10 protein-coding genes and 1 pseudogene are annotated in these 13,481 nt (G+C 42.9%); 3 read left to right on the top strand and 8 right to left on the bottom strand.

The window, feature by feature from the left end; translation table 11 throughout:
- Positions 1–3: 3 nt before the first annotated feature.
- The 4 genes from JMX89_RS09610 to JMX89_RS09595 all read right to left on the bottom strand — a co-directional run bounded on the left by JMX89_RS09610 (position 4) and on the right by JMX89_RS09595 (position 4,889).
- The gene (locus JMX89_RS09610) at positions 4–2,361 is read right to left on the bottom strand and encodes an ATP-binding protein (RefSeq protein WP_201532501.1); all 2,358 of its coding nucleotides are present in this window, start codon (positions 2,359–2,361) and stop codon (positions 4–6) included.
- A 420-nt stretch (positions 2,362–2,781) separates the two neighbouring features.
- The gene (locus tag JMX89_RS12985) at positions 2,782–2,886 is read right to left on the bottom strand and encodes a transposase (RefSeq protein ID WP_227673071.1); all 105 of its coding nucleotides are present in this window, start codon (positions 2,884–2,886) and stop codon (positions 2,782–2,784) included.
- A gap of 373 nt (positions 2,887–3,259) precedes the next feature.
- Positions 3,260–4,582: an MFS transporter gene (locus JMX89_RS09600; RefSeq protein ID WP_201532500.1), complete on the bottom strand. Its 1,323-nt coding sequence runs from the start codon at positions 4,580–4,582 to the stop codon at positions 3,260–3,262.
- A gap of 28 nt (positions 4,583–4,610) precedes the next feature.
- The gene (locus JMX89_RS09595; RefSeq protein ID WP_036590571.1) at positions 4,611–4,889 is read right to left on the bottom strand and encodes a metal-sensing transcriptional repressor; all 279 of its coding nucleotides are present in this window, start codon (positions 4,887–4,889) and stop codon (positions 4,611–4,613) included.
- Positions 4,890–5,150: 261 nt separating this feature from the next.
- On the opposite strand from JMX89_RS09595, the gene JMX89_RS09590 reads away from it, so the two are divergent.
- Entirely contained in the window at positions 5,151–5,891 is a 741-nt protein-coding gene (locus JMX89_RS09590; protein WP_101204369.1) for a HupE/UreJ family protein, read from the top strand.
- 16 nt (positions 5,892–5,907) lie between these two features.
- Positions 5,908–6,522 (top strand): transmembrane anchor protein, encoded by a 615-nt coding sequence (locus tag JMX89_RS09585; protein ID WP_201532499.1) that lies wholly within the window; start codon positions 5,908–5,910, stop codon positions 6,520–6,522.
- A gap of 218 nt (positions 6,523–6,740) precedes the next feature.
- Here the strand turns inward: JMX89_RS09585 and JMX89_RS09580 are convergent, their stop codons facing one another.
- On the bottom strand, positions 6,741–7,130 hold the full coding sequence (locus JMX89_RS09580) for a DUF6122 family protein (RefSeq protein WP_201532498.1): 390 nt from the start codon (positions 7,128–7,130) through the stop codon (positions 6,741–6,743).
- A gap of 899 nt (positions 7,131–8,029) precedes the next feature.
- On the opposite strand from JMX89_RS09580, the gene JMX89_RS09575 reads away from it, so the two are divergent.
- Complete coding sequence (locus tag JMX89_RS09575; RefSeq protein WP_201532497.1) at positions 8,030–8,896, top strand: hypothetical protein; 867 nt, start codon at positions 8,030–8,032, stop codon at positions 8,894–8,896.
- A gap of 86 nt (positions 8,897–8,982) precedes the next feature.
- Here the strand turns inward: JMX89_RS09575 and ampC are convergent, their stop codons facing one another.
- The 3 genes and pseudogenes from ampC to JMX89_RS09560 form a co-directional block, all read right to left on the bottom strand.
- Complete coding sequence (ampC, locus tag JMX89_RS09570) at positions 8,983–10,158, bottom strand: class C beta-lactamase (protein ID WP_201532496.1); 1,176 nt, start codon at positions 10,156–10,158, stop codon at positions 8,983–8,985.
- Between the two features lie 245 nt (positions 10,159–10,403).
- A pseudogene (gene tatA / locus JMX89_RS09565) lies at positions 10,404–10,687 on the bottom strand (Sec-independent protein translocase subunit TatA).
- 79 nt (positions 10,688–10,766) lie between these two features.
- Entirely contained in the window at positions 10,767–13,421 is a 2,655-nt protein-coding gene (locus tag JMX89_RS09560; RefSeq protein WP_201532495.1) for a copper-transporting P-type ATPase, read from the bottom strand.
- Between the last annotated feature and the right edge of the window lie 60 nt (positions 13,422–13,481).

The following is a 13,481-nucleotide window of genomic DNA, read 5'->3' as shown; positions in this document are numbered from 1 at the left end:
CTCTTAACTTTCAAATAAGGCTTGTGAAGGTTTAGGTTCATGAGCGCTAGACTGTATCGGCAGTTTGATGGTAAAGGTCGTGCCCGCGCCAACGATTGAACTAACCTCGATATATCCACCATGTTGCTCGATGATTTGTGCCGTAATGGCCAACCCTAGCCCTGTGCCATCGCCTGCTTTTTTGGTGGTAAAAAATGGCTCAAAAATCTTCGCCAGCGTATTTTCTTGGATACCGACACCATTGTCTTTGACACTCACGACAATGTGCTGCTGCGCCTTATCGATAGACGAGCTGACTTGCAGTATCCCTTTATGGTCAATCGGCATGGCTTGGGCGGCATTATTAAATAGGTTCAATAATACTTGGTTGATTTGTGAAGGATTACATTGAATCGGTGGCAGCTCGGCTAGATTGGTTTTGACGACTAGAGTTTTTAAATTATTGCGCGCCATAATCAATGAGGTATTGATGCAATCATTGATATCGACATCTTTTACCTTAGATTCATCAATTCGAGAAAAGTCGCGTAAGCTGACGACCAGCTCAGCAATCTGATCGACGCCGTAAAGTCCATCTTTAATCAAATCGGCCAAATCTTCACTGACCTCATCTTCTTTAATTTCCTCACAGCATTGTAAGGTTTGCTCTATCAGTTGCTCGACTTGTTCTTGATTAATAGTTGGTGCTTTTAAGACCTGCAATAATTGATCAGTATGTTGTAGCAACTCATCAAAACGCATGAGATTATCGCCAACCAATTCCATGTTACTACGCACGTAGCCTAGCGGCGTGTTGACCTCATGCGCCACACCTGCCACCATTTGGCCAAGGGTAGCCATTTTTTCAGAACGCACCAGATGTACTTGTGAGGCTTTTAACTCATCCATGGCTTGCTGTAAATCTTGTGTGCGTGCGGCAACTTGTTTTTCTAGATGCACATTGATTTCAGCCAGTGCACCTTCATTCTCGACGACGCGATCAATCAATTGATTGGTCTGCTCACTAATAATTTGAATCTCGCTGACATTTGAATGAGGGAGTTTGTGCGCGCTTAATTGTTGATATTTTTTTTGCTCAATCAACAACCCCATATCAGCCACTGACTGTGCCATGTGCTTTAGCGGCCGCGTAAAGTAGCGACGAAATACCCATGCGGTCAACAATAAGATAGGAATGAAACCCAGCAGCATGGCTTGAATCAGTTTATTGGACAGCGCATTTGCCACGCTCATCAGGTCATTATCAGGCTTAACGATGACCATCTTCCAATACGTAAACGGCATGCGAAAAACGAAGGCAGTGGCGGGCTGCTGCAACACAAAGTCATTGGGCACAGCGATGGTGTCGATCAAATGACTGTCTACCAAATTAAACGTTTGATCGATATTTAGTAGCAGTAATGCTGACAGTAATTTGGACTCTTGCTCGCTGATTTTATTCAGATTGGTCGTACTTAGAATACTACGTGCAGCGAGCGTATAGCGGCTTTCATCTTTGGCTACTGCCTCATCTATCAGTGTCTGATTAATACTATCTAGACTGTCCGCAATAGGGGCAAAGCTAGGGTTGGCATCTGCCAACTGCCGTGCCGTTACGACCTCGTCCTGACCGCTATCTTTAGTCGCGTGCATGACCATCGACTGATCGGGGAAGGTCAAAAATCGATTGTCCAAGTCTACCAAAAAGACATAACCACCCAGCTTATCTTGCCACTTTTCCATCGCCTCGCCGAGGTTGTCTAATAGCAGATTGAAACTCACCACTCCATCAAAAGCCTGATTGCGACTATCGTATAATGCCTTGGCACACGTCATCATCGGCTGATTACTCACCGGATCGACATAGGCACGGCTCCAGACACAGTGGTCATGACGCGCGTACATTGCAGGAATGTACCACCAATCACGATAATAGGGATTCGGGGTTTGGCGCGCTTGATTGTAACGCTCTAATGGCTGCATGCTGCCTGACTCATCACGTGACCATACAAACGACTGGCGTTCTCGACCCTCAGCGTACATATTTGGGTCAAACCATACGCCGCCGCCTACAATGCGTTGATCCATTTGTTGCATGAGATTGCCAAAGGTTTCTTTATAAAGGATGTCTTGTTTTGGTAACCCGCCCGCCATCGTACTGGTGGCTTTGGCCAATCCGTCGACATGGTTGATATTCGCCATAATGCTATTGATGGCTTCATTACCTGTTTCAACCACTGTCTCTGAGGTCATCTCCAGTATGCGCGGCTTGGCTTGGGTTTCGATGACCCAATACACCAGCAAAATAATGAGTAAAAAAGCCAATGTTAAAATAATCAGTATACGGGTGGAGATACTACCAAACCGATCAACAACCTTCATAAACACACCTGATATCTATGCGCTAACTGTTATCAACAAATCAGTGAATGACTAAAGATATGAGTGATACGCAACCGCTATTTATAGTGAGCTCAAGGATACGATGCCGTTATGACAATACGATGACAATAATCGTGTTTTACCGTATGGTAGCTATTGTCTGTCTATGCGCAGCAGCTATATGATCTCTTCATTATTTATTTTTGCGACTTTTTTAGCATAAACGACATTCCTCTTATTGCGAGCCTACGTCAGGCTTGGCAATGCCATTATTGCTTTAGATAATGAAAAAAGTATAGCTAAAGAGACAGTCCTTATTATGGGAAAGCCCACTCTAATTGGACCATGGAGAAAAGAAGCGACTATAGTCAGTTTAATATAAAATCGATACAGCCCATATCATGAAATAGTTTAGATAGATTATTCTCTATCCATCCATCCTAGGCGTAGAAATTTAGCTTGTGCCCACATCTTCTCGATAGGATTTAGATCAGGGCTATATGGTGGTAAAAAATAACAGGCGATCGCCGTGCCTATTAATTAGCTTTTGCACGCGTTTATGAAAGCTTGCGTTATTGACCTATGCTGACAATACTGTAGAAACTAACTTAGGAAATTTTAATAAGAAAGCTTAATGATGATGACCCATGCTATCGACCTCATAGCCATTAAATTCATATCCAACACTAGAAGTTCGATTTCCATATAGGGAATTGAACCCAATGAAAGCACCTCAACAAGTATTACATTATTCAGTGATTTCGGTACCCTATTGAAGACTCGAGTGTTTAGCTGTAGGCTATCTATATCAGTAGTCAAAGTTATTTATGGTAGCTCAGTATACATAGAAGTGTACTTTTCATTATAAAATAGCGAATCCCCATGTACAGATTCAAAATCAATGACCTGAGCTCGGCCAACGCGGATGATAGTCATCGACTACGAAAGGATGGGTATGTCGTATCCCGTTGGGTGTAGGAGATCCAGTAGCATGGATATGACCCTCTGGTAGATTGAAATGCTCATGTTCAATCTCTGTTAAATCAATAGACGGCCAGACTCTAAAAGCCGCCCATACCGCTAGTGCAGCAGCACCGCCTAATACTGCAAAAGCAACAGTCATACTGTAATGAGCACCTAACCAACCTGCCAAGGGGTAAAATACCAACCAACTGACATGAGATAAAGCAAACTGAGCGGCAAACAGTGCTGGGCGATCTTCTTGATGTGAGGATCGCCATAGCAAGCGGCCAGAGGGAGTTTGAGCAGCAGAATAACCCAAACCTAACACGAACCATAAGGCCATAAGTGAGTTTTGTCCCATCATCAATGTACCAGCGAACATACCCACCACTAACAGCCCTACACCGCTTAACATGACCCTACGGTCTGTCAGCTTACTTAGTAGGCTTGGCAAAGCCAATGCAGCAATCATAGAACCAGCGCCAAAGCTCGCTAAGGCTAATGCCACTGCACTCTGAGTGAGTCCCATGCCACCCTGAATGATTACAACCGTATTTACAAAAACCATAGACGCTGCGGCAGAAACGGCAACATTGACTGCGAGCAATCCGCGCAATCGAGGTGTGGCTAAATAGATTCGAATACCACGCGTGGTTCTATCATAAATGCTACGACGCTCTGGTATAGCATGTGGGGGCAGTACCACCGATACTACCAATAGGGCAGAGGCTAAAAACCCCAGCACTGTCCCCGTAAACAGATTGTGAAAACTCATTACTGTCAGTAATGCCGCCGCTAACATAGGACTGACCAGACTTTCCATATCGTACGCAAGGCGTGAGAGAGACAAGGCTTTTGTATAGTCCGCTTCATCAGGTAGAACATCAGGAATAGTGGCCTGAAAAGTCGGCGTGAAGGCCGCTGAGGCTGCTTGCAACACAAAGATTAGTACATAAACTTCCCAAATTTGGGAAACAAACGGCAAAAGCAGTGCTACACCTGCTCGTATCACATCCAGCGATACCAACATCGTGCGTTTGGGCAGTCGTTCGGCAAAGGCTGCTGCGATTGGTGCGATACCAACATAAGCAACCATCTTGATGGCCAATGCGGCTCCCATGACGACCCCAGCATTATTACCAGCCAAATCAAAAGCCAAAAGGCCTAGCGCCACAGTAGCTAGACCAGTACCAATCAGGGCAATGACTTGCGCGGCAAATAAATGACGATAAGTTCGGTTGGCAAAGATACTAAGCATGAGAGCTCTTTAGATCAGGCGATTGATCTTACAGGTAACGGGTTATCTCCTTGAACTCCTTGATAGAATTCTGCTGATCTTTGTCAACAGCCCCTAATAAGTCTTCAAGGCAATGATCCAAATGGTCTTGGATTAAAATTTTCTTAGCTTGGTGAATTGCGTTTTCTACCGCTTGCAGCTGTTGGGCTACATCAAGGCAAGTTCGACCCTCAACCAACATCTCTATCGTACTGCTTAGATGACCATTCGCTTTTTTAAGGCGTGTGATAACAGCTGGATGAGACTCGTGTATGTGCGGTTTTTTCATAATGGCAGTGTCCTTCCTCTAGAGAGCGCAATTATACCCGATAAAAACTTAATTTTTTATTGACCTAATCCCCCCCTAGGGGATATCATCTTACTCCTTAATTGCTCGGTTTGCATTTAAAAAATTCGTATTTTATGTGCCCTATCTGTAAGAAAGTGCTTTGAGGTGCCAGTCATAATTACTTTCTATTGAATGAGTTCAAAATTTTTTATTGTATTACATTAGGCCGCGTATCCATTATTTCACACCATAGGATTCTCAATGCACAGCTATGCTCATAATAGGTCAACAAGCTCGTCATGGGCGACTTGGCAGACCCGTCTGCTGTTACTTTCGGTACTGCTTTCCTGTGTCATTTTTGGCAGTAACGAAGCTTTTGCTCACGCTGTTACAGCGGGTGATAAAGGTTATATTCAGGAAATTTCAGGAGTCAATATTTTACCCTTTATGTACTTGGGTGCTAAGCACATGATAACGGGATATGACCATATACTGTTCCTCTTCGGGGTCATCTTCTTTCTTTACCGTATGAAACATATTGGTGTCTATGTGAGCCTATTCGCATTAGGTCATTCCACCACGATGATTTTAGGTGTGTATTTCAACATTGGTATAAATAGTTATCTGATTGATGCAATTATTGGCCTCTCTGTTGTTTATAAAGCTTTAGACAACATTGGTGCTTTCCAGCGATGGTTCGGATATCAACCAAATACAAAAATAGCGGTACTTATATTTGGTCTTTTCCATGGCTTTGGGTTGTCAACTAAGATTCTAGAATACGATATGTCTCCTGACGGCCTGCTACCTAACTTACTCGCATTTAACGTGGGTGTGGAGATTGGGCAACTATTAGCTCTAGCAATCATATTGATTGGCATGAGCTACTGGCGACGCACGTCAAGTTTCATCCGTAACGCTTATACCGCCAACGTTGCCATGATGAGCGCAGGATTTATTTTAGTGGGCATGCAGCTTACTGGCTATTTAATGTCTCAATAACCCAAGGATTTCTAATATGTATAACAGTGACACCCCTTCACAAGCTGAGCTGCCCTCTTCAAATCAACTCATAAAATCTACTATTCTGGCTATAATCGCAGCAATAGTTCTTTTATTTACAGTGGTTCTACCGGCAGAATACGGTATTGATCCAACTGGGGTTGGTAAACTGCTTCGATTAACAGAGATGGGACAAGTTAAACAACAGCTGGCAGAAGAAGCTGCTGCCGACGCTGCTGGTTTACTAACAACTGATATTGATAATGTGACTGAAAAAGCAGTGAATGCCACAATTGCAGATACTACTGTAACTAGTGGGCAGTGGCGTGATGAAATCCCTTTTACTCTGACTCCAGGTGAAGGAATAGAAATTAAAATGAAAATGTCTGAAGGTGATAAAGCAAATTACTCTTGGGCAGTCACTGGCGGTGAGGTTAATTTTGATACTCACGGTGATGCCTTGGGTAAAGCCATTAGCTATGAGAAAGGTCGCGGGGTTGCTTCTGATGAAGGCGTTTTAGAGGCCGCATTTACAGGTAATCACGGTTGGTTCTGGCGAAATCGTGGCGATTCAGATGTTCAAGTTGTTTTACGTACCCGTGGCGATTACAGCACTATTAAAACGATGTAAAAAAGTAGGGAGTGGTTCGTGCCGTTATTACCTGATTAGAGCCAGAGCTGTCTCACTAAGCTTAGAGTAACAAGCTAAATAAACTCAATCCTCGAATTGGAACACAAGCGGTCTAATGCGAGGACTTATTTAGGATTGGATAGCGATATATCTACTTCTAGGAGTTATTGAAGATGTGATCTATGAGAGAGGCACAAAAAGATGTAGTCACAGCCGTATCAAAACTTAGTCGCTCTGCCTAACCATGCTACCAACTCACGGGCAGGCGCCTCACTCAAACACTGCGGACAATTAAGATAGGTCATCACGCAGTCATTCAAATCAGTTAGCATATGTAGAAGTAACCCTAAACCAATTATTTTATAGGGCCTTGGTAGAAATAGCATAGCCGCATATGCCGCCATTGCATAGTAAGTATGCAGCGGATGAAAGTTAATACTGCAACGATCGGGCGAAAAGATAGGTGTCGCTAGCAGATGATCTAAATCAACTAGCATGGTTGCTAAAAGAATCAAATATACTCGTTTATAGTCGTCACGAAAAAATATATAGGCGATGACCAATGGCATACCAAAATGTAGAAAATAATGGATAACGGTTTGAATCATCGCTTTTTCCGATTTAAGATAGTTTGTAGTGGAAAATCAATTTCATATAAAACATAAGATATTTTTTCTTTAAAGTGCATGTGAAATATATGCATCATACACTCACTCTCTTATCATTGTATCTGTCCAAAAAATTAATAGTTAATATAGGGCATACCCAAGTGGAACCAGCTATTTCACCCTTCATACCTATTAATAGACCACTTAAAATAGACCGCTATCACAATGCTGAACTAGCTCGTCTATTGCGTTACGCATCATAGAACCATATGTTCTTTATTACAAAGCCACCTCGTAACTCGTACTACGCCCCGAAGCCTCGGATTTTTTCAGCATCTCCTTTTCTATCAGATCATTAATATCACGCAGTGCTGTATCTATAGAACACTTGGTCATCACTGACCATTTTTTAGTGGTCACCTTGCCATAAAAGTCTGTGAGTAAATTATTTAACATAGTGACTTGTCTGGTGTTCAATGCTGACAATACTGTAGAAACTAACTTAGGAAATTTTAATAATAAAGCTTAATGATGATGACCCATGCTATCGACCTCATAGCCATTAAATTTATATCCAACACTAGAAGTTCGATTTCCATATAGGGAATTGAACCCAATTAAAGCCCTTCAACAAGTATTACATTATTCAGTGATTTCGGTACCCTATTAAAGACTCGAGTGTTTAGCTATAGGCTAATGGTATCAATATTTTTATTCTCTGAAATAGCTACGGTGTATTTTATGATATACATGCCATACATATACTATTCGTGATCGGTGCGCTGTGTACGTATCAATCAAACTTTAGCATCAATGAAATCGAGCATAGAAAAGACAGTTTATACAAGGTTCATTAAGGTATATATTAATATCAATGATTCGGATTCGGGAATTAAGCCATGTTAACTTTTCATTCAAAATCATCATTGCCGATAATTAAGACGGCAGTGATTTCTACTTTACTAATCGGTACTGTCCAACTGATGATAGGCTGCGACTCACAGCCCTTATCTTCGAATAATGACGGCACTGCGCATACGAATACTGTAGATAAAGACATGGCTAAGAATGATGAGGCATCTATCAATCCAGCGCCTACAGATACGAGTGCTATGGATAAAGCACAAACTAACGAAGCAGCAGGTATAGCTGATGAGCAAATCGTCAGCCCGTCAGGGTATCAGAAACTAAGCTTCGGTCAGATGATTACTCCTGAACTGCTAAGTAGCCTAGGAATGACCAAAGCCAAGAGCGATAACGAACAATGCTATTACGTCAGTAATCCAGCACTGAGTTATATCGATAAAGAGTACGGTGATCGTGCTTCTGTGCTATATCAAATCATAGACAACAAGGTTGCTCTGATCAGTATTCAGGATCCAAGCATCCCGTTTTATAAAGACATCAACGTTGGTAATTCAGCCACAGCGGTTATGAAAGCACATAATGACGAGCTCACTTACGAGGTCGATAAATATGCGGTTAATGGTGACTACTATAGCCTGATTGTTAATGTTAATTTCAAGGTAATAAAAGAAAGCCCACTCGGAGAATCATTAAAAGACGAAAATATTGAGCTTAATAATAAACAGGATAAGTTTCCCCTACAAATTGAATATCATATCAAGGGCGGTCAAAAGTTTAATGATTATCAGATTAAGGCGACTGAGTGGACAGCAGACAATAAAAGCCTATTAAAAGGTGAGGTAGAAAGCATCGATATCGGTATACCAGAAGCGATTTATTTGGTCGAAGGCTGCTCTTAAAAACTGAACGCAAAAAAAACCAGCATCTAGCTGGGTTATTTACGAAAGGCTGTTTTCTATAAGGGTGCTTTGTGACTCATGCTCAATTAATGAGTTATCGCACTCTCTAAAATTGTATACGCTGCTTTAACCCTATCTGCATTTGGATAGTTTTTATTTGCCAGAATGACAATGCCTGATTTTTCGGCAGGAATATAAGCGATATAACCACCAAACCCATTAGTAGCGCCTGTTTTGTTGACCCAGACGTTATTTAAAACAGCCGTTGGATGATTGTCTGTTTTAATGGCTTGAGGCTTTAGTACCACGTCCATTGAGTTGCCTTCAAGCAAGGTATCTAGCTGAGTAGGATAAGGGTACATCTCCCATCCTAACCCTTGGGTAAAAGTGCTCGCCTGATAGTAACCCTTTCTATTATTGTCTAACGCTTGCTGAATATCTTTATCCAGCGGTACTAGCCCCATATTAGCCGCCATAAAATGCGTCATATCTGTGATGGTGGATTTAATACCATAGGCTTCGGCGTCTAACATGCCAGGATTGACTCGGATAGCATCGCCAGCAGCGTTATAACCAAATGCATAATCAGCCATCTTGTCACTAGGCACATTGATAAAGGTATTGGGCATATTGAGTGACGGCAGTATTTTTTCTTCCATCAACTGTGTGTAATCAGCGTCCATGCTCAATGCAGATATATAACCAAACAGACCGATACTGGCGTTGGAATATAAACGCTTTGAGTTGATAGGAAATACAGGCTGCCAAGATTTATAATAACGTAGCAACTCTTTATTGTTTTTGACTTCATCAGGGACTTGTAGTGGTAGACCACCAGCTGAATAGGTGGCTAGGTTTATCAGCTTGGTATTGCCAATGGCGCTGTTTTTTAGGTAGGGAATATATTTATCAGCGGTATCTTCTAATTTAAGTGTGCCATTTAATTCTGAATAACTGGCTAAAGTAGCAGCAAACGTCTTACTGATTGAGCCTAGCTCAAAAATAGTGTTTTCTGAGACAGGTATTTTGGCTTTCTTATCAGCCAAACCATAATGATAGAAGTGTGATTTACCATCAATAATAATACCAAAAGCCATTCCTGAAATATTATGCTCATTCATTAGTAATTTGGCTTGTTGATCAACAGCGCTCTTTAGATGGTCATTGTTATCCGCTGCTTGTACGGTTCCAGATAGTAATGATGCTGTCACTAAAGCGGTAAATCCCACTTGATTTAAAAAGGTTTGAAAGGGTTGTTTCATTATAGGGTTTCTCATTTATTCTGATAGATGTACTGATAATTTAGTGAGCATGCAAATAGCGCTTTGCTTTCAGTTCGGGTATGCCGTTTTACATTATCTCAGAATGCTGAATCCCCGACAATCTTAGCGATTTAGTATCATGGAATAGATCTTTTAGAATGTACCTCAAAGGGATCATTGAAAACTGGCTTCTTCTATCTAAAGCCATTTTTCATAATATTTATTACTGGAACAAAAGGCGCGCTTCATACTTTGTGCTGATGATCAGCGGTAACAGGGCTAATCTTTATATCTTCAGCCTGAGTATCTACCTGCGTATTTAAATCATTACTTGCAGCAGGCGTACTATTTTCATGGCTAAGCACCCGATTCTTGCGAGCATGCTCAGCTTCTTCATCTTTGACCGCTTCTTTAAAACCCTTTACCGCACCGCCTAAATCCTTGCCAGCATTTTAAGCTTAGCAGTGCCAAATACGACAACAACCACAACCAATAAAATCAGCCAATGTGTTATAGAAAAACTGCCCATAACGGTATCCTTATATCTTAGGCCTTGATAAGACCAGTATGTGTATGTATGCTTTAAAACCCTCTTCACCGTACCAAAATTACAGCTTCAAACGTCGCAACCGCAGCGCGTTACCAATAACAGATACTGACGAGAGACTCATAGCCGCCGCCGCTATCATTGGACTTAGTAAAAGCCCGAAGAACGGATACAGAACACCCGCCGCAATCGGCACCCCAAGGGCATTGTAGATAAAGGCAAAGAACAGGTTTTGTCTGATATTGCGCATCGTAGAATGGCTCAGTTTATGGGCTCTTACGATTCCCATCAGATCACCCTTCACTAACGTGATCCCAGCACTCTCCATGGCCACATCTGTTCCTGTGCCCATAGCGATGCCGACATCTGCTTGGGCAAGAGCGGGAGCATCGTTAATACCGTCACCCGCCATAGCCACAACCTTGCCACTACTTTGCAACTCTTTGATGATACGGTTTTTGTCTTCTGGAGAGACGTCAGCATGTACCTCATCAATCTTTAACTTACTAGCAACCGCTCTAGCCGTTATCTCATTATCACCTGTCAGCATGACTACCCGCAGTCCCGCTTTGTGCAGCAGCGATATTGCCTCACTGGTACTCGGCTTGATCGGATCAGCGACTGATATGAGACCAGCAGCTTGCCCCTCTACTGCGACAAACATGACAGTTTCACCATCTTTTCTGCGCTTGTCGGCGCGTTCTGAAAGCGTACTATCAAAACTATTAAGGCGTTGCATGAATTTTGAGTTGCCTACGGCGACTTGCTTGCCATTGACCAGCGCCTGCGCGCCTTCACCGGTAGTTGAACTAAAATCGCTTGCCTTAACCATATCGAGAGATTTTGCCTTTGCAGCTTTGACAATAGCTTCTGCCAGAGGATGTTCGCTGGCAGTCTCTACCGCTGCGACGAGCACAAGAAGTTCATTCTCATCTAAACCGCCCAGCGCTTCGATAGCGGTAAGCTCTGGTTTGCCTGCTGTCAGCGTTCCGGTTTTATCGACAACGATAGTGTCGACTTTTTCCATGCTCTCTAACGCTTCAGCATTCTTGATAAGCACGCCATTTTGTGCTCCTTTACCAGTACCCACCATAATCGACATCGGTGTGGCGAGCCCTAACGCACAAGGGCAGGCGATGATTAATACAGCGATAGCATTGACCAGCGCAAAAGCCATTGCAGGCGCAGGTCCGAACATCGCCCAGACAATAAAGGTAATGATAGAGCAAATAAGTACTATCGGTACAAACCACCCTGCTACCTTATCGACTAGTTTCTGTATTGGTGCGCGACTGCGCTGGGCTTCAGCAACCATCTTGACGATCTTAGATAATACAGTATCATCACCAACGTCAACCGCTTTGATCAGTAGTGTCCCAGTACCGTTGACTGTGCCGCCGGTGACCGTATCTCCTTGTGCCTTTAAGACTGGGATTGGTTCGCCAGTCACCATTGATTCATCAATGCTACTACTACCATCAAGTACCGTACCGTCTACAGGAAGCTTTTCTCCTGGCTTGACTCGCAGTGTGTCACCGCTGATAACTTCATCAAGTGATACTTCGATCTCGACATCGTTCTCATCCACAAGTCTTGCCGTTGGTGGTGCTAGCTCGAGTAACGCACGGATTGCTCCTGAGGTCTGACTTCTGGCTTTGAGTTCTAATACTTGACCCAATAGCACCAAGGTCACAATGACAGCTGCTGCTTCATAGTACACCCCAACTTGGCCAGTGGCATCTCTAAAGCTGTCTGGAAAAATATCCGGAAGAAAAGTTGCTACTAGACTGAAACCAAAAGCTGCGCCTACACCAACTGCAATCAGAGTGAACATGTTCAGGTTTCGGCTTTTTATTGATTGCCAGCCACGGACGAAGAACGGTGCACCTCCCCATAACACCACTGGTGTCGCAAGCCCTAACTGAATCCACTGAGCGATCTGTCCAGAGATATCACCTTGACCAAGGTTGTCTAAGCTTAGACCTACCATGTCACTCATTGCATATAGAAATAGTGGTATGGTAAGCACCGTGCATATCCAGAAACGGCGTGTCATATCGTCGAGCTCTGAGGTGTCCTCCTCACCAATAGTAGCCGTCTCTGGTTCAAGTGCCATTCCGCATATTGGACAGCCACTATTCTTCACATCTCTGACTTCTGGATGCATGGGACAAATATAAACGGCACCATTATAATCAGCTGGGACTTTGTCGTATTTGCCGCCTTTGACAGATTTTACCTTAGTACAGTCAGTATCTTTGCCATGACAATGTGAATGACTGTCTTCATCAGTAACCTCGTCTTCAGGTTTGAGGAACATACCACATATTGGGCAATCACTTTTTTCAACATCTCTCACTTCGGGATGCATCGGACAAATATAGACCGTACCGCTATAGTTCTCTGGTACTTTGTCGTATTTACTATCTTTAGTAAGATGAGTATCGGTATTCGACGCGCTGTGGCAGTTGGTATGGTCATCTTTCATTGCTGCCATCTCGGCAACAGTGTCTTCAGGTTTAAGAGACATACCGCATATTGGGCAGCCGCTATCTGTAACGTCTTTCACCTCTGGATGCATCGGACAGGTATAAACGGCGCCATTATAATCAGCTGGCACTTGGTTATACTCTTTGAAGGTAGTATAGGCTTGGTTAGTATTGTTTGACTCTAAACCACTATGGCCATTCTTTTTATCGCTATTATTAGGATTCATCAGATAACTCCTTCACGTATATTGAGTAAAGATTGCGCTCTAACTCAACGGTTAAGAGAT

The organism is Psychrobacter sp. DD43, assembly GCF_904846555.1.
GTDB classification, from domain to species: domain Bacteria; phylum Pseudomonadota; class Gammaproteobacteria; order Pseudomonadales; family Moraxellaceae; genus Psychrobacter; species Psychrobacter cryohalolentis.
Note: the sequence above shows the minus strand (reverse complement) of the source record. Positions and strands in the feature narration are given on the sequence as shown.

Excerpts from the sequence above, each read along its gene's own strand:
- JMX89_RS09610 (WP_201532501.1), bottom strand. The coding sequence starts at position 2,361 with ATGAAGGTTGTTGATCGGTTTGGTAGTATCTCCACCCGTATACTGATT.
- JMX89_RS09600 (WP_201532500.1), bottom strand. The coding sequence starts at position 4,582 with ATGCTTAGTATCTTTGCCAACCGAACTTATCGTCATTTATTTGCCGCG.
- JMX89_RS09595 (WP_036590571.1), bottom strand. The coding sequence starts at position 4,889 with ATGAAAAAACCGCACATACACGAGTCTCATCCAGCTGTTATCACACGC.
- JMX89_RS09590 (WP_101204369.1), top strand. The coding sequence starts at position 5,151 with ATGCACAGCTATGCTCATAATAGGTCAACAAGCTCGTCATGGGCGACT.
- JMX89_RS09585 (WP_201532499.1), top strand. The coding sequence starts at position 5,908 with ATGTATAACAGTGACACCCCTTCACAAGCTGAGCTGCCCTCTTCAAAT.
- JMX89_RS09580 (WP_201532498.1), bottom strand. The coding sequence starts at position 7,130 with ATGATTCAAACCGTTATCCATTATTTTCTACATTTTGGTATGCCATTG.
- JMX89_RS09575 (WP_201532497.1), top strand. The coding sequence starts at position 8,030 with ATGTTAACTTTTCATTCAAAATCATCATTGCCGATAATTAAGACGGCA.
- ampC (WP_201532496.1), bottom strand. The coding sequence starts at position 10,158 with ATGAAACAACCCTTTCAAACCTTTTTAAATCAAGTGGGATTTACCGCT.
- JMX89_RS09560 (WP_201532495.1), bottom strand. The coding sequence starts at position 13,421 with ATGAATCCTAATAATAGCGATAAAAAGAATGGCCATAGTGGTTTAGAG.